The 24,485-nt window shown below is 42.9% G+C and carries 21 protein-coding genes; 1 reads left to right on the forward strand and 20 read right to left on the reverse strand.

Going from position 1 to position 24,485, the window contains the following annotated elements; all coding sequences use genetic code 11:
- Nucleotides 1-102 precede the first annotated feature (102 nt).
- The 18 genes from EDD74_RS09165 to EDD74_RS09245 all read right to left on the reverse strand — a co-directional run bounded on the left by EDD74_RS09165 (nt 103) and on the right by EDD74_RS09245 (nt 21,793).
- Nucleotides 103-2,088, reverse strand: coding sequence for a DUF4118 domain-containing protein (locus EDD74_RS09165; protein WP_116441305.1), 1,986 nt, complete (start codon nt 2,086-2,088; stop codon nt 103-105).
- Entirely contained in the window at nt 2,081-2,725 is a 645-nt protein-coding gene (kdpC, locus tag EDD74_RS09170) for a potassium-transporting ATPase subunit KdpC (RefSeq protein ID WP_116441304.1), read from the reverse strand. Before kdpC ends, EDD74_RS09165 begins: the two co-directional genes overlap by 8 nt.
- 25 nt (nt 2,726-2,750) lie before the next feature.
- Nucleotides 2,751-4,808 (reverse strand): potassium-transporting ATPase subunit KdpB, encoded by a 2,058-nt coding sequence (gene kdpB / locus EDD74_RS09175; protein WP_009262352.1) that lies wholly within the window; start codon nt 4,806-4,808, stop codon nt 2,751-2,753.
- Between the two features lie 24 nt (nt 4,809-4,832).
- Nucleotides 4,833-6,569 carry a potassium-transporting ATPase subunit KdpA gene (gene kdpA, locus EDD74_RS09180; RefSeq protein ID WP_116441303.1) on the reverse strand — a complete coding sequence of 579 codons (1,737 nt, stop codon included), beginning with the start codon at nt 6,567-6,569 and terminating at the stop codon, nt 4,833-4,835.
- Nucleotides 6,570-6,710, reverse strand: coding sequence for a hypothetical protein (locus EDD74_RS15080; RefSeq protein WP_016438366.1), 141 nt, complete (start codon nt 6,708-6,710; stop codon nt 6,570-6,572). It abuts the gene before it with no gap.
- A 194-nt stretch (nt 6,711-6,904) separates the two neighbouring features.
- Nucleotides 6,905-7,102, reverse strand: a complete 198-nt coding sequence (locus EDD74_RS09185; protein WP_009262355.1) for a hypothetical protein — start codon at nt 7,100-7,102, stop codon at nt 6,905-6,907.
- Between the two features lie 115 nt (nt 7,103-7,217).
- On the reverse strand, nt 7,218-9,326 hold the full coding sequence (locus tag EDD74_RS09190; RefSeq protein WP_116441302.1) for a sensor histidine kinase: 2,109 nt from the start codon (nt 9,324-9,326) through the stop codon (nt 7,218-7,220).
- A complete protein-coding gene (locus EDD74_RS09195; RefSeq protein ID WP_116441301.1) occupies nt 9,298-10,002 on the reverse strand; it encodes a response regulator transcription factor in 705 nt (234 codons plus the stop codon). Before EDD74_RS09195 ends, EDD74_RS09190 begins: the two co-directional genes overlap by 29 nt.
- Before the next feature lie 222 nt (nt 10,003-10,224).
- Nucleotides 10,225-10,614, reverse strand: coding sequence for a DUF3783 domain-containing protein (locus tag EDD74_RS09200; RefSeq protein ID WP_009262359.1), 390 nt, complete (start codon nt 10,612-10,614; stop codon nt 10,225-10,227).
- Nucleotides 10,615-10,661: 47 nt separating this feature from the next.
- Nucleotides 10,662-11,099: a MarR family winged helix-turn-helix transcriptional regulator gene (locus EDD74_RS09205; RefSeq protein WP_016438361.1), complete on the reverse strand. Its 438-nt coding sequence runs from the start codon at nt 11,097-11,099 to the stop codon at nt 10,662-10,664.
- Nucleotides 11,100-11,126: 27 nt separating this feature from the next.
- Nucleotides 11,127-12,977 (reverse strand): ABC transporter ATP-binding protein, encoded by a 1,851-nt coding sequence (locus EDD74_RS09210; RefSeq protein ID WP_174704836.1) that lies wholly within the window; start codon nt 12,975-12,977, stop codon nt 11,127-11,129.
- The gene (locus tag EDD74_RS09215; protein WP_116441299.1) at nt 12,977-14,704 is read right to left on the reverse strand and encodes an ABC transporter ATP-binding protein; all 1,728 of its coding nucleotides are present in this window, start codon (nt 14,702-14,704) and stop codon (nt 12,977-12,979) included. Before EDD74_RS09215 ends, EDD74_RS09210 begins: the two co-directional genes overlap by 1 nt.
- Nucleotides 14,705-14,979: 275 nt before the next feature.
- On the reverse strand, nt 14,980-16,119 hold the full coding sequence (locus tag EDD74_RS09220; RefSeq protein WP_116441298.1) for a toxic anion resistance protein: 1,140 nt from the start codon (nt 16,117-16,119) through the stop codon (nt 14,980-14,982).
- Between the two features lie 42 nt (nt 16,120-16,161).
- Nucleotides 16,162-17,520 (reverse strand): 5-bromo-4-chloroindolyl phosphate hydrolysis family protein, encoded by a 1,359-nt coding sequence (locus EDD74_RS09225; RefSeq protein ID WP_242990090.1) that lies wholly within the window; start codon nt 17,518-17,520, stop codon nt 16,162-16,164.
- 333 nt (nt 17,521-17,853) lie between these two features.
- Nucleotides 17,854-18,111 carry an HPr family phosphocarrier protein gene (locus EDD74_RS09230; protein WP_009262366.1) on the reverse strand — a complete coding sequence of 86 codons (258 nt, stop codon included), beginning with the start codon at nt 18,109-18,111 and terminating at the stop codon, nt 17,854-17,856.
- Between the two features lie 45 nt (nt 18,112-18,156).
- Nucleotides 18,157-20,115, reverse strand: a complete 1,959-nt coding sequence (locus tag EDD74_RS09235; protein ID WP_116441296.1) for a PTS fructose transporter subunit IIABC — start codon at nt 20,113-20,115, stop codon at nt 18,157-18,159.
- 10 nt (nt 20,116-20,125) lie between these two features.
- Nucleotides 20,126-21,046 (reverse strand): 1-phosphofructokinase, encoded by a 921-nt coding sequence (gene pfkB, locus EDD74_RS09240; protein WP_116441295.1) that lies wholly within the window; start codon nt 21,044-21,046, stop codon nt 20,126-20,128.
- On the reverse strand, nt 21,047-21,793 hold the full coding sequence (locus EDD74_RS09245) for a DeoR/GlpR family DNA-binding transcription regulator (protein ID WP_008974934.1): 747 nt from the start codon (nt 21,791-21,793) through the stop codon (nt 21,047-21,049).
- A gap of 231 nt (nt 21,794-22,024) precedes the next feature.
- On the opposite strand from EDD74_RS09245, the gene EDD74_RS09250 reads away from it, so the two are divergent.
- Entirely contained in the window at nt 22,025-22,732 is a 708-nt protein-coding gene (locus EDD74_RS09250; RefSeq protein WP_116441294.1) for a hypothetical protein, read from the forward strand.
- A 174-nt stretch (nt 22,733-22,906) separates the two neighbouring features.
- Here EDD74_RS09250 and EDD74_RS09255 read toward each other — a convergent pair whose 3' ends face one another.
- On the reverse strand, nt 22,907-23,167 hold the full coding sequence (locus tag EDD74_RS09255) for an HPr family phosphocarrier protein (RefSeq protein WP_008974932.1): 261 nt from the start codon (nt 23,165-23,167) through the stop codon (nt 22,907-22,909).
- A 113-nt stretch (nt 23,168-23,280) separates the two neighbouring features.
- The gene (gene cysK / locus EDD74_RS09260) at nt 23,281-24,210 is read right to left on the reverse strand and encodes a cysteine synthase A (RefSeq protein ID WP_116441293.1); all 930 of its coding nucleotides are present in this window, start codon (nt 24,208-24,210) and stop codon (nt 23,281-23,283) included.
- Nucleotides 24,211-24,485 lie beyond the last annotated feature (275 nt).

The following is a 24,485-nucleotide window of genomic DNA, read 5'->3' on the forward strand; positions in this document are numbered from 1 at the left end:
TCGGTATTCTTTATATTACTTTAACACTCATTAACGCCGCATAAAGAAAAATATGCCAGTATTAAAATCGTATAAAGATTTTAATACTATTTTTATTATTTGTCATTCTTTTTCTTCGTTTCTTCTTTCCATCCGTCCACTCACCAGATTGATTCTCGCAAACACTAATGCCGCCTCATTTAGCATTGCAGTCAGAAGTCCATATTCAAATGATGGAATCTGTCGTTTTTCTTCAAGTAGAATTCCCATTACACCGTAAATTTCATCACTTGTCTGAATCGGAAGATACACCGCCTTTGCCCCCGGAAGTGTATGTGTGCAGCAGCCTGCACGCTTCTTATTTGCAATCACCCAGTCTGCCACTGCCCATTCCTGATTATCTATCATACCTCGTAACTCTTCTCTCGACTCTCCTTCTTTTGGAAACACCCACGGTCCCACCGCTTTCCCATCTTTATTCAAGAAGAATACAACCGGAAGATTCATAAGCTTTAACACCTGACCGCTCAATTCTTTTAAAATGTCCTTAATATTATCTACCCGGCGCATTCTCCTGCTATTGTCAAGGAGAAGTTCTGTCCGATACATCATCTTGGCACTTTCTCTTGCTTGTCTTCTGGCATTAGAAATGATCGCTGAAATGCTCAGAGAAAAAATCAGCATAAAAAGAAACGTCATACCGTACCCTTTCTTATAGATTTCTAGACTGTATAACGGCTCTACAAACAAAAAATCAAAAACCAACACACTGATCAGCGATATTGCTGCCGGTAGAAACCACCGTCTTGTATATAGAGAAAGAAGCAATATTCCAAGCAGATAAACCATGATAATGTCTGCATTTAAAAATCCAAGATACTGCATTCCCAGTCCGGCTGCCGTCGACAATATAAGCGACAGAAACCCTTTTATCACTTCTGCTCCACATCCTTCCCCTCTCTGAGAATCAACACCTCTCTTCTTTTTGAACTCTTCGCTCCACTTTCTCTTGTTGCTCTGTCTATCCGGAATAATGTAGATTTCTATGCCCTTTGTGTAGCTGTCAATCTGATCTGTCAGATTCTGCTTCCGCTGCCCCAGTACTGAGCGATGACTCGTTCTCCCAATGACAATCTTTGATGCTCCGCTGATTCTTGCATACTCTGCAATCTGAAACGCAACATCCTCACCGAAGACCGTTGCGATTTTAGCGCCTAGAAGCCTCGCCAGCCTGATATTTTCATCTCTTTTCTTCTTCACATGCTCATCCGCATTCTGCAGGGATGGTGTTTCTACATACAGTGCGGTAAATTTCCCCTGAAAGGCATAGGCAAGCCTCGATGCGCTGCGGATGACTTTCTCGCAACTTGGTGCCGGAGAAATACAAACAAGAATATGTTCCCCTTGATAAATTTCCCGCTTCTCATCTCCCGACACTGCCTGTTGTCCTTTCGCTGCCTCCCGGTTGACTTTATCTGCAGTCCTCCGAAGTGTGATTTCTCGAAGAGCAATCAGCTTTTCTTTCGCAAAAAAGTTATGAAGTGCCCGCTCTGCCTGTGTAGATTTATAAATTTTCCCGTCTTTGAGACGCTGGATCAGCACGTCCGGCTCAATATCAATCAGCTTAATCTGTGTTGCCCTATCAAAAATAAAATCTGGAATCCGCTCCTTGACGTGTATTCCGGAAATCTTTCCTACGATATCGTTCAAACTTTCCAGGTGCTGTATATTAACGGTCGTATAGACATCAATTCCTGCGTTTAAAATCTCTTCAATGTCTTCATACCGTTTCTGATGGCACATGCCCGGCGCATTTGTGTGAGCTAATTCATCAATCAAAACTACTTCCGGATTTCTCTTTAAAATTCCGTTTAAATCTACCTCTCTCAGTTTGATTCCTTTATAATCGACAAGAAGGGGTGGAATTTTTTCCAGCCCCTCTTCTTTGCTCCTTGTCTCTGCACGCTCATGCGGTTCAATATATCCGGCAACCACATCCACACCGCTTTTCTTCAGATCATGCGCCGCTTCCAGCATGGCGTAAGTCTTTCCGACTCCCGCCGCATAACCTAAAAATATACACATCTGTCCTGTTTCTTTTTTATTCATCCAATGTAACTCCCATCTTCTCGGCAATCTCGATGTTACACTTCAACACATTTACCTTCTCTTCTCCGAAGATTCCGAGAAACTTATGTTCTGTATTCTCTTCTACGATTGTTTCCACTTCTTCCTCAGAAAGTCCACTGTTTGCAACTACAATCGGAATCTGGACTTTAGCGGATGCTGGACTAATATGAGGATCTAACCCAGAACCGGAAGCGGTCAGAAGATCTGCTGGTACCTCTCCTTCCAATTCTTTTCCTGTAGCATTCTCATACTTCTTTTGAAATGCTTCCATATCTTTTTCCACGCGCGTCTGAAGTTCTTCCGTCGTGCTTCCATAGTTGTAAGAACCGGAAGCCGGTCCTGTGTAAGTGCCGTCCTCTTTTTCTTTCTCTGAATATACATTATAATTTACCGAAGAAACTCTTCCCTGAAAATACTGTTCCCCTTCAAACTCCTGTCCAATCAATTCTGAACCGACTTTCTTTCCGTTTATTTCTATCATACTTCCATTTGCCTGTTTTTTAAAGAGTAATTGGCCTGCTCCCGTCATCACAAGCGGATAAACAACTCCGCACAGCACGATCAGTACCAGTGTGATGCCAAATGCTTTTTTTAAATAAGATGTAAAATTTTTCATCTTTCTCTTCTCCTTTTTTCTGTCTCTATAATCCTAATAGTGCGAGCAAAGGTGTCACTACAATATCAATCAGCTTGATACCGATAAATGGAACGATGATTCCACCAAGTCCATAGATTCCCATGTTCTTTAAAAGCATTTTCTCAGAACGCATCGGTTTATATTTGACACCTTTCATTGCAATCGGGATCAGACACGGAATGATGATCGCATTGAAGATCAAAGCAGAGAGGATTGCGCTGAATGGTGTGGACAGTTTCATAATATTTAATACCTGCATCTGCGGGATGACAAGTGTAAACATTGCCGGAATGATCGCAAAATATTTTGCTGCATCGTTTGCAATACTGAATGTTGTCAGGGATCCTCTCGTAATCAGAAGCTGTTTTCCAATCTCCACGACTTCCAGAATCTTAGTCGGATCGGAATCCAGATCGACCATGTTGGCTGCTTCTTTCGCTGCGGAAGTTCCACTGTTCATCGCCAGTCCGACATCCGCCTGTGCAAGCGCCGGTGCATCATTTGTCCCATCTCCAGTCATCGCAACAATCTTTCCTTCTCCCTGCTCTTTCTTAATCTCATCAATCTTATCTTCCGGCTTACACTCTGCGATAAATCCGTCCACACCTGCTTCTTTTGCGATGGTTGCCGCTGTCAGCGGGTTATCCCCGGTGCACATGATCGTTTTGATACCAATCTCTCTTAACCGTTCAAATCGTTCCACAAGCCCCGGTTTTACGGTGTCTTTCAGGTAAATCACACCGTAGATGACATTCTCCACACAGACAACAAGTGGTGTTCCTCCAAGACTTGAGATATCTGTCACGATTTTTTCCAGATCAGAAGGAATCTTTCCTCCTTTGGCAGCAACATATTTTTTGATTGCGTCAAAGGCACCTTTCCGGATTTGTGTGCCATCTTCCAGATTGACACCGCTCATCTTTGACTGAGCAGTGAATTCCACAAACTCTACCTGATCTGCCACAGACTCTTCCATTCTTGTTCCCATTGTCTTTCCAAGCTCTACTACAGATTTTCCTTCCGGTGTTGCATCACTTAAGGAAGTCATTACTGCATAATCAATCAGATCTTCCTTTTTTATCCCTTCCACAGGAATAAAATCGGCTGCCAGTCTGTTTCCATATGTAATCGTACCGGTCTTATCAAGAATCATCGTATCGACATCACCACATGCTTCCACTGCCTTTCCAGACAATGCAATGACATTATATCTTGTTACACGGTCCATTCCCGCAATACCGATTGCCGAAAGCAATCCCCCGATCGTAGTCGGGATCAGGCAGACAAGCAATGCGATCAGTGTTGCCACTGGAATCTCAACTCCAGAATAATCTGCGAAACAATAAAGCGTCACAACAACGATCAAGAAAATAACCGTCAGACTGATCAACAGAATGTTCAGCGCAATCTCATTTGGTGTCTTCTTTCTGGAAGCGCCCTCAACAAGTGAAATCATTTTGTCAAGAAAAGAATGACCCGGATCTGAAGTGATTCTTACTTTCAGCCAGTCGCTGACTACTGTCGTTCCTCCTGTTACCGATGAGAAATCTCCTCCTGCTTCTCTTGTGACCGGGGCAGACTCTCCGGTGATCGCAGACTCATCGACAGATGCGATTCCTTCGATCACTTCTCCGTCCCCCGGTATCATCTCATTTGTCCGTACGATGACGATATCACCTTTTTTCAACTCTGATGCACTGATTTTCTTTTCGCTGCCATCTTTCATCAGAAGAACGGCAGTCGTATCTTTCTTTGTCTTCTTTAATGTTTCTGCCTGTGCCTTTCCCCGTCCTTCTGCGACAGATTCCGCAAAGTTCGCAAACAGGATTGTGACAAACAAGATCACGGTGACAATTCCATTATAGACTCTTAAATTTGCCTCATCCCCGAAGATTGTCGGGAAAACTGTCAGCACCAGTGTAATAAAAAATCCAATTTCCACAACGAACATGACCGGATTTTTTATCATATATCTCGGATCTAATTTCTGAAACGATCCAATGACAGCAGATTTCATAATATCCTTTGTAATAAATTTTGTTTTTTTACTTTGTTCTTCCATTTCCGTCAAGATCCTTTCACCCTATTATGGCATCCACAGCACAAGATGTTCCGCAATCGGTCCAAGTGCCAGTGCCGGGAAAAATGTAAGTGCTGCAAAAATATACACAACAAACACAAGAATAAATACGAACAGTACGTTGTCTGTGCGGAGTGTTCCGACTGTCTCATTGACTCTTCGCTTCGCAAGAAAACTTCCGGCGATTGCAAGCTGCGCGATCATCGCAATATATCTTCCGAAAAACATCGCAAGTCCCGTCGTAATGTTCCAAAAATAAGTATTATCTGCAAGTCCCTCAAAACCAGAACCATTGTTCGCTGCTGAAGAAGCATATTCATACAATACTTGCGACAATCCGTGAAATCCCGGATTTGTAATTCCTTCCTGCCCTGCACCTGTCATCACTGCCAGTGCGGAGAAACCGAGAATCAGAAGCGGATGAATGATCAGCACAATCGCAACCAGCTTCATCTCTTTTCCCTCAATCTTCTTATTCAGGTATTCCGGCGTCCGACCAATCATCAGACCGCATAAAAATACAGCAAGGATCACATACATGATCATATTCATCAATCCGACACCCTTGCCGCCAAACACACAGTTTAACATCATATGAAGCATCGGGATCATTCCTCCGAGCGGGGTAAGTGAATCGTGCATATTGTTGACAGTTCCAGTCGTAAAGGAAGTGGTCGTTGTAGTGAAAAGTGCTGATTGCGCAACTCCAAAACGAACCTCTTTTCCTTCCATATTCCCAACCGTCTGATCCAGTCCCGCTTCTGCAAGCAAAGGATTGCCAGACTTCTCCGCCAAATAACATACGGTAAGTCCTACAAGGAATAAGATAGACATTGCTGCAAAAATCGTTCTTCCCTGAGAACCAAAGCAAGTCACATTTCTTTTGATCTTTGCGACTGCGTTTCCTGTTTTCTCCTTTTTCCGCTCTGCGGCCATTTTACCAAAAGTAATGACACAGGCACCCGGTAAAAGCATCATCGAATATAGTTCAATGAGGTTGGAAATGATAGTCGGATTTTCAAATGGAGTGGAAGAGTTTGCTCCGAAGAATCCTCCGCCATTTGTTCCGAGATGTTTGATACTCTCAAGCGCCGCTACCGGCCCCATTGCAATATCCTGAAGTCTTCCCTCTATCGTCTCCACAGTTGCAGTTCCTGCCAGTGTCTGCGGTACTCCCTGCCAGATCAGAAGGATTCCAATCACAATCGAAAACGGAAGTAAAATTCTTGTAGTGATGCGGATCACATCTTCATAGAAGTTCCCGACACCTTTGCTATTTCCAGTAATTCCTCTGCAAAATGCCATACAGGCTGCATATCCGGTTGCGGCCGACGTAAACATCATAAAGGTAATGACTACCATCTGACTTAAATAAGAAAGGCCGGATTCCCCGGCATAATGCTGAAGGTTTGTATTCGTCATAAAACTGATAATTGTGTTAAATGACAGTGTCGGTTCCATTCCTTCAATCTGATTTGGATTTGCCAGCAGTATTCCCTGCACTCTTAGAATGAAATACCCTGCAAATACCATCACCGCATTTGTCATCAAAAGACTGATCGCGTATTGTTTCCACGTCATTCCCTCTCCTTTGATTCTGCACACTTTATACATCATCCGGTCTATTCTGTTAAATACCGGATCTGCAAATGTCTTTCGGTTGGTGGCGATATGATACATGTAATTTCCGACTGGAATCACCAATGCAATATAAATCGCCAGTGTGATAATAATCTGCAACATTTATTTTTCCTCCACATGATAGTATTTTTCTTTTTTTCTTTCTTTGGCTGTCCCGACCTGCTTTTCGCACCAGTCCGCCAGCAGCTTCATACTTCCAAAACAGATCAGCAACAACAAAATCATAAAAATATCTGTTATCATTATTCATACCTTCCTTCTCCATTTGTTTCCATATCAAATTAGCATAACGAAAATTAAGCCGGTGTTATAAATCTTCACTTTTCCATTAAAATCCTATAAAATTTGATATCAAAAAAAGCAACTACCCTATTGGATAATTGCTTTTTCTAAAACTTCTATTATAACTTTTTAATGCCGGAAGCCCTCTTCCCATTTTATATCCACCCAAAGACTATACCAAATGGCAGCATCACCACAGTTGTAGTGAGTGTAAGTGCTCCGACAAGTAAAGCCGGTGCTCCTAAAAATGCAAGCGCACATGTCGCAACTGGATATTTATCTGAAAAATGATCAAACTCTTCTTTGCATTTCTTTTTCATCGTCGTCACCCGACTGATTATCTGCTTCATCATTCATTCCCTCCTTATGCTTTCCACAGATTATCATGTCAGGAATTAAAATACTTCTAAAAAGAAGTGCGTAAAGTTAAAATCAAATAAGGATTGTTTTTTACAGGCAAGATGTCTGTTAGGAAATGTCCTCCATCTCTGTCCGTCTCCACTCAATCCGCGCAACAAACAGATCTCCGTTTACCTCGATTGTAAGTTTCCCTTTCTGAAGTTCCACAAAGCTTTTGACGATCGCAAGTCCCAGCCCGGATCCTTCTGTGTTTCTTGAAACATCCCCGCGAACAAATCGCTCTGTAATATCTCCCGGATTAAAATTTAATTCTCCTTTGGAAATATTTTTCATTGTGATTGTAACTATATCCTCGTTATCTGACACATCGATATACACCCTCGTACCTTCCAGTGAATATTTCAAAATATTGATCAACAGATTTTCAAAAATCCTATAGGTCTTCTGACTATCTAAAGTAAGATACACCTTTTCCTCCTGAAAGTTCCACCGGAAATCAAGTTCGGATTTTTCCATACGTTCACTCAGTTCTAACCTCACCTGTTTCAAAAGTGAAATAATGTCTACTTTTGCCAATTCAAGCTTCACATTTTTGCTTGTCGCCTTGCTAACCTCAAATAAATCCTCAATCAGTACTTTGAGCCGCATAGATTTTCGCTCCAACACGTTGATATAGTTTTCTCGCTCTTCGTCCGTGATTCCTTCTTCTTTCAGCAGATTCACATAAGTGATGATCGCGGTCAGCGGTGTTTTCAGATCGTGGGAAACATTGGTGATCAGCTCCGTCTTCATCTTCTGACTTTTGACCTCTTCGTCTACCGCTGACTTAAATCCGCTCTGGATCTGTAGTAACTGCTTTCTGACTGGATCAAAAATTCCGAAATCCTGTTCCATAGACATATCAAGGTTGCCGGATGCAATCTTCTCTGTCGCCTGAAGCATCCGCTGATAATCCTGTTTGATTTTATAATACTTTTTGCAGATAGTCCGGAATAAGACCACTGAGTAGATCAGCACTCCCGCAATTCCAAAGAACCATCCCATACAAAACAGTGATACGATCACAAACTGTGCTGCAACAAACCGGAAGATTACTTTATTGGATTGTTCCTGCAAATCAATCCGAAAGAATATGTCAACCCGCTTTGCCAGTCCGCTCCATTTCTTTTTCAGAAAAGAACATGCTTTTTCCAGTTTCGCACGATGTTTTTTCAGAAACGGAATCAAAAATATCCTTTCTCTGACTGCTTGTTTCCATCCGATACTGATCAGATTTCGGATGCTTCCTGTCACCCAGTAAATCAGACTGAAGTATATGATCCAGACAATCAGATTCCATGCCATGACCATACTTTCTGCATCTCCATTGCTCAATCCGAGCTGTACCAGTCTATCCTGAATATCTCCTCTCATTGTGCTGATGACCAGACTGGTAACTGCCTCCCACAAGATCAGCAGTCCTATGACAGTAATTCCAATGATTTCTACCGGCATCTGGAACCCTCTCTCGTTTCCGGTATTTAACTTTTTCACAAACGGAAGAAATATCGCCGCACCAATCAGAACAAAAATCGAAATTCTGATCATATCCGCCATTCCGCTTCTATAATAAACGGCATAAAACGGATTCCCGATATAGGACTGATATGCCTGCCCCTGTTCCTTAGTCATACCATATAAAAATGTACAGTCCGCCGGAGTTCCCATCTCTTCTGCTGTCTCTACATCTTCATATTGATCTTCGTATTGATAATACAGTCCTTCCGACAGACGCACTTTCATTTTCTGGGCATAAGTTCCATAGCATTCTGTCACTTCTGCATTTCCAAGATGATCGTATTCCATCTGTACGATCCAGTCATATTTTTTTAGATGATCTTGTGCAAGAAGTTGTTTTAAAGACTCCCCGTTCTTTAGAATCGTTTTTCCATTTTTATTTAACACTTCATATTGAAGATATGGACGGATTTCCCGGAAAGAATTTCCCGGTGGATCCAGCTCCCGCGTATTCGCCCCACTGATTTCTTCATATAAAACTTGATTTCCATTATAAAGCATTTCCGCGAATTCCCGTGTCGTATAATATTTTCTGCTCTCTTTCTCACTCTGCTCTCGTATATGCGGATAGGCGGACAAAATCACCATCGCCGGAACTATACAGAGCAGCGTCCATAAAAAATATTTGATCTTACATTTGTTTTTCCATCTTGTAGCCAATTCCCCACACCACCTTTACATACTTTGGTTCTTTTTGATTAATCTCAATCTTTTCCCGGATATTCCGGATATGTACCATGATCGTCTCCGTGTTGACCGCTTTTTCATTCCAGACTCTCTCATAGATCTCCTCTGCGGAAAAGACTCTTCCCGGATGTTTGATCAAAAGCAGCAAAATCTTAAATTCAATCGGCGTCATCTTGACCTGTCTTCCGTCCACAAGCACTTCCACACGGTCTTCATTGACCTCCAGCCCTCCGATCATATAGGATCTTTCCTTTTCTTCTTTTTTGTTGAGAGCCTCCTGAAATCGATTGTATCTGCGAAGCTGAGAGTTCACCCGCGCCATCAGTTCCATTGGGGTAAACGGCTTTGTAACATAATCATCTGCGCCGATATTAAGCCCCATTACTTTATCCACCTCCTCTGATTTTGCCGATAACATAATGACCGGAAATTCATATTTTTCCCTAAGTCTCATCGTCATCGTGATCCCGTCCATCACCGGCATCATAATGTCAACGATTGCCAGATCGATCTTTTCCCGCTCAATAATCGCTAAGCCCTCCTTCCCATTCTCTGCCTGAAAGACTGTGTACCCCTGGCTGCGCAGATAAATCTCCACACCCTCCCGAATCTCTTTATCATCTTCTACAATTACTATCTGATTCTTCATATCCCCTGCTCCCTTTCGTTCCTTTTCGTATACTTTCTATAATAGAATAAAATCTTCCATAAACAGTTTCAGTATACTACTTTTCCTTTGCAAAACCTAGTATAAAGCATAGTTCTAAATATCCCACGGACAAAATTCCAAAGATTTTCTAAAGGTTTTCATAGAAATTTCCCGAGTATTAAAAAAATACACCCTGCCGAAAATTTCCGACAAGGCGTATCTTTATAATGTCTGTTTTGGATTCATCTTTGCATGTTCTTCCTGCAACTCATGATACAGTTCCAAAGATGTCCATTTCTGATTGTACTCCGTCACAATCGCTTTCAGATTAACTTTCGCGATTCCCGCTTTTCGAAACTCCTTTAATAGCAAGTCAATCCTGCTGCTTGTAAATCCTTTCATCACAAGCATTTCCTCTGGAAATCCTTCTCCCTCATAAATGTCCCCGGACGATGGTATCTCCTTATTTCCCGCCAAAAATCCAATCGGCTCCAAATACTGCTCCTTTGACACTTTTTTTATCTTTACCTTCATTTTTAAAAGCACCATCTTAATCTTACGTGCCTTCTCACCCTCATCAAAATTATACAATAACACGGTCTCAAAATTCATCTCGTTTCCTCCATTTCTTCCAGGCAGATATTGTTCCCTCTGCTCTTCTACAATGATACTTCTTCGTTCCTCAAGTTGCAAAGCATCCGCTCAAGATAACTGTAAAGCATCTTCTGCTCCTCCTCTGAAAATCCATTCGTCAGACGCTTCTCCAACTCTTGAAAGACAATCGAAACTTCCTTTGCCTTCTCGCTTCCAGTCGGTGTCAATGAGATGAGAAAACATCTCCTGCACTCCTCATCGGTCTTTCTTTCTACATATCCTAGTTGGACAAGCTTATCTAGATTTCTTGACAACGTCGTCTGGTCTACATGACACATCTGCGCCAGTTCTTTCTGCGTAATTTCTGTCTTTTTCAACAACGCCTTCAGCACTCCCGGCTGTCCCGGTGTCAGCCCCAGCTTTTCAAATTTCGGTCTTAACGTCTGTCTGCGCTCCATATCAAGGCAGAACAAAAGGTCTCTGATCATCGCCGTTTTTTCCATATATGTTTTTCCTCTTTTCTTTCCTGTTTATTCCAATTCAAACTGTCCCGTATATAACTGGTAATACCTTCCTCTCTGCTCCAACAACTCCTCGTGGTCTCCCCGCTCGATAATTTCCCCATGATCTAACACCATGATCGCATTGGAATTTCTAACCGTAGAGAGCCTGTGAGCAATGACAAATACTGTACGTCCCTTCATCAGAGAATCCATTCCTTTCTCGATCAATCGCTCCGTTCTTGTATCGATAGAACTTGTCGCCTCATCAAGAATCAGCACCGGAGGATCTGCAACTGCCGCCCTTGCAATTGCAAGCAGCTGTCTCTGCCCCTGTGACAGATTTGCACCGTCACTTTCGATCATCGTATCGTATCCGTTTGGGAGGCGCCGGATAAAAGAATCTGCATTGGCCAGTTTCGCTGCCTGCTCCACTTCCTCCTGACTTGCATCCAGATTTCCATAGCGGATATTTTCTGCAATCGTCCCCGTAAATAAATGAGTGTCCTGAAGTACCAGTCCAAGAGATCTTCTAAGATCTGCCTTCTTGATTTTTTTCACATCAATCCCATCATAAGTAATACATCCGCCCTGCACATCATAAAAACGGTTGATCAGATTAATGATCGTCGTCTTTCCTGCGCCAGTCGAACCGACAAAGGCAATTTTCTGACCTGGCTTGGCATAGAGACTGATCTTCTTTAAGATCTGTTTCTTTTCTGTATATCCAAACGCTACCTCATGAAAGCGTACATCTCCACAAAGCGGGACCACTGTCCCATCCTCCGTATCTTTCCATGCCCATTTTCCACTTCTCTCTCTGCATTCCTCCAAAGAGCCATCTTCTTTTTTCCGAACTCTGCACAGTGTGACAGTTCCCTCGTCCCACTCCAGTTCTTCGTCCATCATATCGAAAATCCTCTCTGCTCCGGACAATGCTGCCAGCAGGAAATTGACCTGCATTGTAAACTGATTGACCGGCATCGCACTCTGCCTGACGTAAACCAGATACGATGCAAGGCTTCCGAGATCCATCATCCCTTGGATCACAAACAACCCACCTACACATGCAGAAACCGCATAATTGACATAGGAGAGGCTGACGATTGTAGGAATCAGCATTCCGGAATACTGAAATGCACTTGTGGAAGCTTTCCGGAGATTTTCATTTCTTTTGGAAAATTCTTTAAAATCCACCTCTTCATGGTTAAACACTTTTTCGACCTTCTGTCCATCCACCATCTCCTCGATAAATCCGTTGACCTCACCTAAATATTTCTGCTGGCTGTTAAAATACCGCTTTCCCCTTGCACCGCTATACTTTATGAATAAAAACATCAAAAGCATGAACACCAACACAATCAGTGACAACTTAAAATTCAGAAGAATGATACAGATAATTGTTCCGGCAATCGTAAAAAAACTCTGGATCAAAGTTGTGAAACTGTTGTTTAACGCTTCCGAGATCGTATCTACATCATTCGTAAATCGACTCATAAGCTCCCCATGTGTATGTCCATCAAAATATGACAATGGAAGCCCCTGAGTGTGACGAAACAAATCTTCTCTGATCTCACTTACCACCTGCTGTCCCGTACGCGCCATAATCTTTCCATAGCCATAAGTTGCAAGTACTCCTACCGCATACATCACTCCCATAAAGAAAAGCATTCTCGCAAGTCCTTCCACATCCCCCGGAAGAATATAGCGATTGACAACCGGCTTTAAAAGATATGTCCCAAGAATGCTCGCCACACTGCTGACAGTAACAAGGATGGCTACAATGGCCACGGCAATCTTATGTACACCGAGATACCCAAGTAATTTTTTCAATGTTTTCTTTGTGTCTTTTGGTTTTTTATAGTTCATCGTCCTTGCCATTACAGTCCACATCCTTCCTGCTGAGAGTAATAAATCTCTTGATAAATCTCATTTCGCTGCAACAGTTCCTCATGTGTTCCACAATCATTCAGCTTTCCATCTTCCATGATCAGAATCTGATCCGCATGCATCACCGAAGTAATTCTCTGTGCAATAATAATTTTTGTCGTATCAGCGAGACTGTTCTGCAACGCCTCCCTGATCTTCGCCTCGGTTGCTGTGTCCACCGCACTTGTAGAATCATCCAGAATCAAAATGCGCGGCCGCTTCAGCAATGCTCTGGCAATGCACAGTCGTTGTTTCTGTCCACCGGACAGATTCACGCCACCTTGTTCCACCTGTGAAGAAAGTCCATCTTTCATCTGTAAAAGAAATTCATCTGCACATGCCATACGACATGCTTTCATCAACTCTTCCTCACTTGCATCTTCTTTTCCCCAGCGCAGATTGTCCGCAATCGTACCCGTAAACAACGTATTTTTCTGAAGTACCATAGCGACCGCCTCACGCAGATGCTTCAGCGGATATTGTTTAACCGGTATTTGATCGATCAAAATCTCTCCTTCTGTCACGTCATACAACCTTGGGATCAGCTGTACAAGTGTAGACTTTGCAGATCCGGTCCCTCCAATGATTCCTACCGTCTGCCCCGGTTCAATATGAAAAGATACATTCGAAAGCACATATTTTTTTCCTTCTTTTTTATATTTAAAAGAAACATTCCGAAATTCAATCTCTCCGGCTTTGATCTCACCTGTCGCTTCCGGATCCTCTTTCAGATCAATCTCTTCATCAAGTACATCCAAAATCCGCTTTCCAGAAGCCATCGCTCTTGTCAGCATCAGAAACACATTTGAGATCATCATCAGCGAGTTTAAAATTTGAAGAACATAGCTTAAAAAACCTGTCAGTTCTCCGACCTGCATCTCCCCGGCAAAGATCAGTTTTCCTCCGAACCATAAAATGCATATGATCGTTGTATACATGACAAGCTGCATGGCAGGCATATTTAGCACAGCTGTTCGAAAAGATTTCTCAGAAATACTTTTTAGTTCCTGATTGACCTGCGCAAATTTCACTTTCTCATAATCTTCCCGGACATATGCCTTCACAACACGGATTGCCGTCAGATTTTCCTGAATCATCCGGTTTACAAGGTCTATTGCCGACTGCATCCTCGTATACAGTGGTCTGACTTTTCGGATCACAAGCCAAAGGCAGATTCCAAGTGTAGGCGCCGCGACAAAGAATACAAGCGCCAGCTTCGCATTCAATAAGAAAGACAAGATCATTCCGGTCACCATCATTAATGGAGCCCGGATCAGCGGACGGATTCCGTTTGAAACAGCATTTTGGATCAATGTCACATCACTTGTCAATCTCGTTACAAGCGAAGAAGTGGAAAACTTATCCGTATTTGAGAAAGAAAATTCTTGTATTTTACGATATTCCGCCTTCCTGAGTTCTGCTCCAAGCCCCTGCCCACAAAGTGCCGCAAACCTGGCATACCCGATCCCGAGAACTAGAGAAATCCCGGCACAGAATACCATCTGCAATCCTCTCTCCAGAATATATGCCTGATCTCCATTCGCCACGCCAACATCAATGATATCTGCCATGATCATCGGAATGATCAGCTCAAAAAGCGTTTCAAATGCCACGCAAAGGCAGCTTAGCACCGCATACATCTTATACTTTTCCATGTACACATAAAACCGTTTTAGCATTCCATCAAACCCCTTCCTTTTTCTCTAACACTTCTGCAATCTTCTCTTCCTGCGTATACCTCTATACATATACAACTGTCACAGTTACAATATTTTCATATACATTAGTTGTATATACAACAATCATCTTTATCATAAACATATTTTTTTCCATTGTCAATGAAAAGCACCAATAAACTCTTTTCTCTTGCAATATGAAAGGCTGCGGAAGTATTCTCTCACCTCCGCAGCCTCTCCTGCATTTTCTAAAACATCGCTGTTCTTTTTTCTCTGTACTAATGAATCTCCAAAAGCTTCTGCTTTAGTTCCCCTTCCATACGATTTAACTCCACCTCTGCTGCACGACGTTTTTCCTTTCCCTCTGTCTGGATTTTCATCACTTCATCCAGCGTAGCGATCAACGACTCATTTGTCGCCTTCAGTGTTTCCATATCCACAATGCCTCGCTCCGTCTCTTTTGCGGTCTCAATCGTTGCCATTTTCAATGTCTCTGCGTTTTTGCGGAGCAGGGCATTTGTCATGTCGGTCACTTCCCGCTGTGCTTTCGCGGCCTTCGCAGAATTTTCCACACCGATTGCCAGTACCATCTGACTCTTCCAAAGCGGAATCGTATTGACGATCGTCGACTGAATCTTCTCTGACATTAATGTATCATTGCTCTGCACAAGACGAATTTGCGGAGCCATCTGAAGCGAAACCGCCCTTGTCAGTTCTAAATCATGGATCTTCTTCTCAAACCGATTACAAAGAGACGAAAGATCACTTACCGCCTGTGCATCTTCCGGCAAGCCGCTTCCCTTTGCCTTTGCTTCAAGCTGTGCCATCTCTGTAGTGCGCACTTCTTCCAGCTTTCGTTTTCCTGCAGCAATATACATCGACAATTCTTTAAAATAAGTGACATTTAATTCATACATTTTGTCAAGCATTGCAATATCTTTCAATAACTGAATCTGATGGCTCTCAAGTGCATCACAGATTCGCTCGACATTTCCTTCCGCCTTCTCATACTTTGCTTTCATATTTGCCAGCTTATTCCCACTTTTCTTAAAGAAGCTAAAAAAGCCCTTATCTTCCTCTTCTTCCTCGAGAGTTCTCAACTCCGATACGACACTTGCCAGCATTTCCCCTACTTCTCCGAGGTCTTTTGTGCGCACATTCTCCAGCGCCGTCTCTGAAAAATCCGCCATCTTCTTCTGCGCCCCTGCACCGTACTGTAAAATCATATTGGAACTGTGCAGATCAATCTTCGCCGCAAATTCTTCCACCATGCGTCTCTCTTCCGGAGAGAGATTCACTTCCTCTTCTTTCACAAGTGGCTCCGGTTCCTTCTCTGCCACCGCCGCCTTCTCTTCTCCGAATGGGTCCAACGTCAATGTCGGCGCTTTCTGCATCATCTCATCTAAATCCTGTGCCATCCTGATTCCTCCTATCCTCATCTGCCATTTTCTGACATACTTCTAAAAATCACTCTCTTTGTAGCCTTCCCTCGCAAACATTGCTTCCAGCACAGAGATATCTGCTGACACATCAAATGCCGTATCCTGAAACAAGTCATCCAAAAGCTTCTCAAATGCGACAATGATCGTATCCATCGTGCGCTCAATCTCTGTCATTGCTGTTGTAACATTCTCACCTTTGACCGGAAGTCCGTCAAACTCCCGATAAGTATTGACCAGCTTCAATGTTGTCGGCAAATAATATTCCATAAATTTTTTCATCTCTCCCGCCTGCTCCGGATGACGGATTACGGACTCAAAAATCTTACTGATGATCAGTTCCAATTTATCTAATTTCGCCGAAATCACCTCTCCCGGAATTGCATCATTTGCCTCTCGAAGTGACGTAATATATCGTCCACCTTCCTGAACCATCTCCTGAATTTCCGGAGAAATCTCCTGGGCTTCCTTTTTCGCCTCTCTCCGCTGCTCTTTCTTCTGCTCTGCCTGTCTCTGTTTTGCCGCCTTCTGCTCTTCTTCTCGCTGTTTCCACGACTGCTGTGCCTGTAAATACTGTTGATACGACTTATCATCCAACATCAGACAAGTCCCCTGCTCATCAATATGCCCTTGAGGAAATGCTCCCCGTCGGATCATCTTCTTTAACTCCCTCAACATCTCTTTCTCCGAAAGATTCATCTTCGCCGCCAGTTCCTCAATCTGACAGAACGCTCGTCCATTTAATATTTCCACACAGCGAAGCACTTTTTTATATCCTTTTCTGTTGGAAAGCCCTTTCCATAAAAGTATCAGCGACAAAATAAAAATCGGAAGCTGAACAATCAAGGAAATACCTAGCAGATGCAGGTGCCCGGTAAACAGAGAAGAAATCAGCAAAATCAGCTCCAACAAGCCTCCCAAACCAAGTCCCAACAAGCCAAACACGATCAGCAAAATCCCAGATACTTTCCCAACTGGCTGAACCCTCTTCTCATACGTCGCTGCCGGCTGACTTTGACCAGCACCACCTGCATACTTCTTTCTCCCATATGCCTGCTCTGCGCTTCCTGACCGTGCTGTGCTTCCATAAGTTCGGTCTGCGCTTTCTGACTGGGTTGTTCTTTCATAAGTACGCTTCTGACCTCCCATATTCTGTTGCCACTTGGACTGGTCTGCACGGTCGTATTTGCTATGAGGATCTACATGCGGAAGGAAATCCGTATCTCTGTATCCCCCAAACTGCCGTCGTGCTTCCTCCAGTGCCTGGTTCACTGTCCTTCCGATATCCTGATTCAACTTACTGAAGTTCATCGACCGCATCGCATCGTCGACCATCTTGCTGACCTGCTCACCTATATTTGAAAAATCTCTGTTATCCATAACTCTATCGCAGCCTTTCTCTTTTTGCGCTCTGATTTTCTTCTATTATATAAAAAACCAAATTTTTTTACAATGAACTTTTTCTAAAAATCGTTCCTGGAAAGGAAGATACAGTCTCCCTTCAACCATTCTTTGCTTTGCTTCTTTGGAATCCATCATATATTTTTCCTCCTCACCTTCTATATTTACAATTCAATGCTTAAAAGCTCTTCGTCTGATTTTTGCGTCCATTTTTGCTTTTTCTATCTTACTATAGATTACATGAAAATAAAAAAAGGAGCAATCCCTTTTCCTGTGAATCGCTCCTACAATCTTTGTTTTTCTAAATACTTTTTATAAATTTTCTTTAAAAAATGTTTCCATTGCCGCTGCTGCCTCAGCTTCATCGGCTCCTTCTACCCGAATTACAACTTCTTCTCCCTGCTTTGCCGCAAGCCCCATCACACCGAAAATACGCTTCGCATCTGCTGCTTTTCCTGCTTTCTCAATTTTGATATCCGATGCAAATTTTGCCGCTTCTTTGACAAGAAGACCCGCCGGTCTAGCATGAATTCCCTGGCTATCTGTGATTGTGTACTTAAATTCTTTCATTTTCTTTTCCTCTTTTCTTTCTTTTTCTCTTTATTTTCATCCGCTCTACCTTTTTTTCGGAAGCGGTTTTTTCAGGATCACAATACCTGCCATCGCAATAACAGCACCTAATGCCAACGCGATCAAAAACATCGGTGCATGATCCATGATTCCTACTACAAATATTCCTCCGTGCGGCGCTCTTGATCCACATTCAAAAAACATGGAAAGTGCCCCTGAAACCGCAGAACCCAGCATACACGGTGGAATGATGCGGAGTGGGTCTGATGCTGCAAACGGAATTGCTCCTTCTGTAATAAAAGAAAGTCCCATAATATAATTTGTGATCGTCGTCTGTTGTTCGCTCTTCGTAAAGCGGTTTTTAAAAAATGTTGTCGCCAGCGCGATTGCAATCGGCGGTACCATCCCTCCGATCATGACCGATGCCATAATCTCATACTGTCCACTTGCAATCGATGCTGTTCCAAATACATATGCTGCCTTGTTAAACGGTCCTCCAAAATCAACTGCCATCATTCCTCCAAGCACCGCTCCTAACAGAAGTCTGCTTCCTTCTCCCATACCTGCAAGCATATCATTCAGCCAGGTATTAAACGCTCCCACAGGTGGATTTACGATAAACACCATGATTGCTCCCATAAGAAGAATTCCAAAAAATGGATACAACAGCACCGGCTTAGTTCCCTCCAGCGCATGCGGCAGACGGTCAAATGCCTTTTTCAAAAACAACATTAAATATCCTGCCACAAATCCGGCGATCAATGCCCCGAAAAATCCGGACGAAATCCACTGGTCTTCCGGAAGAAATACTGATGTTCCCGCTTTTGCAAGCAATCCTCCGACAATCCCCGGCATCAAAGCCGGACGATCCGCAATGCTCATTGCAATGTATCCCGCAAGAATCGGGAACATCATCCCAAACGCGGTGTCTCCGACTATCTTTAAAAATCTGGAAAATGTATTTCCGGTTCCAAAAATATCCGTTCCTGCATTCGCACCGTCAAACAGAAATGCCAAAGCGATTAAAATTCCTCCGCCGATTACAAACGGTAACATATGGGAAACTCCGTTCATTAAGTTCTTATAAATCTTTCTTCCGAATGACTCTTTCTCTCCACCAAATGCTTCCACTTCTTCTTTCCGGTCGCTGTGATACACGGAAATTGTTCCACTTTCTGCCTCCTCAATCAGCTCTTTTGCCCTGTGGATTCCATTTGCAACTTTTGTCACGATGACTGGCTTTCCATCAAATCTTGCCATTCTGACATCTTTGTCCGCTGCTACGATAATACAGTCACATGATGCAATTTCCTCTGGTGTCAGTACATTTTTATCTCCACCAGAACCATTTGTCTCTACCTTAATGGTATATCCAAGTTCCTTTGCTGTCCGCTCAAGACTTTCTGCCGCCATATAAGTATGAGCAATTCCAGTAGGACAGGCTGTCACTGCAAGAATCTGGTAACGTCCCTCTGACGACTGATGCTTTTCCTTCTCCTTCTCTTCTTTCGCATTTGTTTCTTCCGAAGCATCTTCCTCCCCAAATTTTTCTTTCTCCGCCTCATCTACATATGCGAGGAACTGTTCCACCGATTCTGCATGAATCAGATTCTCCCGAAAAGCTTCATCCATAAGAAGCATGGACAGTCTTCCAAGTACTTCCAAATGAATATTATCCTTCGTATCTGGAGCTGCGATCAAAAAAATCAGATTCACAGGAAGTCCGTCCAGCGAATCATAATCCACACCGTTTTTTACAACCATTGCAGCAAGTCCTGCTTCCTTTACTACCGGTGTTTTCGCATGTGGAATCGCAATTCCTTCCCCGATTCCTGTTGTTCCTTCTTCTTCCCGCTTCTTTACACAGGATTTGTAGATTTCTTCATCTGAAATATTTCCGGATTTTACCATCAGTGAAACCATATGGTCAATTGTCTCTTCTTTGGAAGTCACTTGTCCATCAAGATCAATGCTATATCTCTTTAATAAATCTGTAATCTTCATATCTTTCCTCCTACAATCCGTATTCCTCCGGTGGTTGCTGCAAAAGCTTTACAATCTCGTCTTTTCCCGCAAGCCAGGATAAAAATGCACTTGCACTTCCCGCCGCAATTCCAAGCTGAAGCGCTTTTTCATAATTATTTGTGTTAAGGTAACCTGTCAGAAATCCCGCAACCATGGAATCTCCTGCTCCCACAGAATTAACTACATTCCCTTTCGGCGGCATCTTTCTGTAAACCTTTCCGTCTTCCGTCAAAAGAAGTGCCCCATCTCCTGCCATCGATATCAGCACATTGACTGCCCCCATTTCCTGCAGCTTTCTCGCATAGACAATGATGTCTTTCTCCTGTTTCAGTGTCACTCCAAACAATTCTTCTAGTTCATGATTGTTTGGCTTGATCAAAAATGGGTGATACTTCAGCACATTCAAAAGCAGATCTTTTGTAGCATCTACTACGATGTGGATTTTTCTTTCTGCAAGCCGCTCCATAATTCTCTCATAAATATCTTCTGGAAGTGTATTAGGGATGCTTCCTGCAAGTACAAGAATATCTCCTTCCTGAATCTGCTCCAGCTTTTCAAACAATTCCCGGATTGCCTCTGCTGTAATTTCCGGCCCCTGTCCGTTAATCTCACTCTCTTCACTTGCATTAATTTTTACATTGATCCTCGTCATTCCCTCTTTCAGTCTGATAAAATCGGTCGTACATCCAAAATCGGTCAACATCTTCTCCAGTGCATCTCCGGTAAATCCTGCTATAAATCCAAGCGCCCTGCTTTTCATACCAAGATTTGCCAATACTACAGACACATTGTTTCCTTTGCCGCCGGGATATATCGCCTCACAAGACGTCCGATTGACTTCCCCCAGTGTCAGATTTTCTATCTGGACGACATAATCTAACGAAGGATTAAAGGTTACTGTATAGATCATCTATTTCACCTCCACAATGTTTTTATACTTTTTCCATCTGGCATCCTGCAAATCTGTTGTAAGCACTGTCGCTTCATGAAATGTTCCAAACCGCACCGCGGAAATCTTTCCAATCTTTGTACTGTCTGCCAGCACATAACACTCTCTACACTGCTTCATTGCTTGTTCCTTTACAAAAGCTTCATGAATGTCCGGTGTCGTAAAACCAGACTCCTCATGAACTCCGTTCGTTCCAAAAAATCCCTTTGTAAAATGGTAGCGTTTCAAACTCTCCATCGTTTCACCGCCAACAACAGCCTCTGTCGCTGCCTTTAATTCTCCACCTAGCAGGAACACCTTATATCCTTTCTCTGCGAGTGTGCGGGCATGCACAATTCCATTTGTCACAAAAACAGCCCCTTGCTCGCAGATCCAGTCGATCAGACATCCTGTCGTTGTCCCCGCATCCACATATACAAAATCATTCTTTTCAATCCGTTCTGCGGCATACTTCGCAATCCTTTGCTTTTCTTCCATATTCATGTCTTTTCGAACGGATACCGCCTCATCTTTCGTCGTATACCCCATCTGAAGCGCAGTCGCACCCCCATGTACTTTTACAAGCTGGTGTCGTTTATGTAATTCTGTCAGATCTCTGCGGATCGTCGATTCGGAAGAATCTAGTAACTCTGTCAACTCCTGGACAGTCATCGTCTTTCTCTCATTGACCAGCCTGATAATTTCATGAAACCGTTCTTCTGCCAGCATCTCGCTACCTCTCTTTCCTTTTTGTTGATTCCATATTACAATCATTTTCAATCACAGTCAATCAAAATCAGTCAAAAAACTTCACCAAATTTCCTGTTTTTGTTTTGGACATTTTTACTAAACAATCATTTTCTAAGGAATTGTAAAAAAGATTGTTTCTGACAAAAATAAATAGTATAATAGGCACATAACAAACTGATGCGTGCATCACACGATAAAGGAGGAACCTCTATGTCCAAAAAATCTAAAGCGGCAGGAGATGCCGATAAAATACACGAAGTAAAACAAACTGCGGAACAGGAGCCAGCTGTTTCCAGTGCACTTTTTTGTGGGACGGACTTTGATATCTGTGAACCAGTCCCTTCCACCAGTTCAAAGGAAGCCGACATTCTTCCATTTTCAGATGTCTCTTCCGAAACAGAAAAAACGTCTGAAACAAACAATTATGCAGACCCTTCCGGGACAGGTAACACCTCTTCCGAAAACAAAGAGATTGCTTCTGAACCAGCCTCTTCTGCTGCCTCTTCGTCTGCTTCCAAACAATCAAACAGTGTAGCATCAGATTCTTCCTATGAAGAAGAACCCCTTCAGAGCGATACCAGACACGAGCGACGCTCCTTCTTCTCCAAAACAGCAAGAAAATCTGCTCCTTCGCTGGAAGAACAGATTCTCGCCCGGATAAACGATGCAGATCTGATGCGATATCTTGAGATGGAACATGAAAAACTTCATCTGCTTCAGTCGCGGAAAGAATCGCGTGAAAAGCGGCTGTTTACAATCCTTCAGCTGCTCTTGTCACTCGCTGCTGTTGTCACTGTAGTCTTCCTTCTGAGAGATAACCCAACTGTGCTCGTCAATATTTTATATATCACCGGAATCATTGTCGTTCTCTGGCTAGTGAAAAACCCTCTCGAGAAAGACCGTAAGAAAAAAGATTGATTTCGGAAAGGCAGTATTTCCGAACGTACAAAAAGAACGAAGCCCCTCAGGACTGTCTTAAAAAGTTAGTTTTTTCTTCTCACTTTTTAGGACGATTCCTTTTGGCTTCGTTCTTTTTTCTCAAAACTTCTCTTTCCATCTCTCTTCTCAAATTTGTTTTTATGACAGATCACACTAAAGCTTCTCTATAAAAAACTTTTGGATTGCTTCTGCCGCTTCCTCTTCATCTTCGCCTTGGACAGTAACGTAGAGTCTGTCTCCCTTGCGTGCGATCAGACTGATGATCCCCAATAGACTTTTCCCACTCACCATCCGCACTTCTTTCTTCTCCACTTCAATCTCAGAGCGAAACTCTTCTGTCATGTCTACAAACTCAACCGCCTCCTTCATATGAAGTCCCTCATCTTTTTGAATTGCATATTCCAGTTTTTTCATTGGCTTCTACAACCTCCTCTCCCCACAAGATATTTTTATGTCGTAATTATACAAAAATAGTTTTGTAAAATCAATATATTTTATTCACTTTTCCTAGTCAACTCTCTTTTTTCCTATTCAAACAAAGGTGTGGATAGATATCTCTCTCCGGTATCCGGAAGTAAGACTACGATTGTCTTCCCTTCATATGCTTCCTCTTTTGCGATTCGGATTGCCGCACACAGAGCTGCTCCAGAAGAAATACCAACAAGAATCCCCTCTTCTTTTGCAAGAAGTTTTGCCGCCTCATATGCCTCTTTAGTTTCCACAGCCACAATCCTGTCATAGATTTCTGTGTCAAGAATCTCCGGCACAAATCCCGCACCAATCCCCTGAATTCCATGTACGCCAGCCTGCTCGCCTGACAATACCGCTGATGTGCTAGGCTCCACAGCTACTACCTCGATCGTTTGGCTCTTTTCTTTCAAATATTTTCCTGTTCCGGTAATAGTTCCACCTGTCCCTACTCCCGCAACAAACGCATCTACGTTTCCTTCCGTATCTTCCCAGATTTCCGGACCTGTCATGCGGTAATGTGCGTCTGCATTGGCTGGATTGACAAACTGTCCAAGCACAACTGCTCCTTCTATTTCCCTCTCCAGTTCTGCTGCTTTTTCTATCGCACCTTTCATTCCTTTTTTTCCTTCTGTCAGCACAATTTCTGCCCCGTAACCCTGCAGAAGTTTTCTCCGTTCAACACTCATCGTCTCCGGCATTGTAAAGACCGCACGATACCCTCTTGCAGCCGCAATCGCTGCCAATCCAATTCCCGTATTTCCACTTGTCGGCTCAATGATGACAGCTCCTTCTTTTAAAATCCCTCGTTCTTCTGCATCCAGAATCATTGCGAGTGCTGCTCGATCCTTCACGCTTCCTGCCGGATTAAAATATTCCAGCTTCACCAGTATCCTTGCCTGCAATCCCAGATTTTCTTCTATCTTTTTCACCTCCAACAAGGGAGTTCTTCCAATTAACTCTGTCATCGTTGTATAAATTTTCGCCATGTTGTTCCATCCTTTCTGTCTCATTCTATTTTACATACTGCGAATATGTTTCGTAGTTAGTTTCAACTCACTTCTATCCTATTATATCATGCATCTGTTTCCTTGTGAACTCCCTTTCTCACGACTGATCTCCTTCCTGCACTTTTACCTGCCTGCACTGCCTCCTCCCACCTTTTTTATTTATATATTTTGCTATTTTTGTGATGTTTTTTTCTTGTTTTTTTATATATTTTGTTGACATTCTACCATCATTATGCTATCCTCAAGAAGTGTTC

Origin of the sequence: Faecalimonas umbilicata (genome assembly GCF_004346095.1) — a bacterium.
In the GTDB taxonomy this organism is placed as follows: domain Bacteria; phylum Bacillota; class Clostridia; order Lachnospirales; family Lachnospiraceae; genus Faecalimonas; species Faecalimonas umbilicata.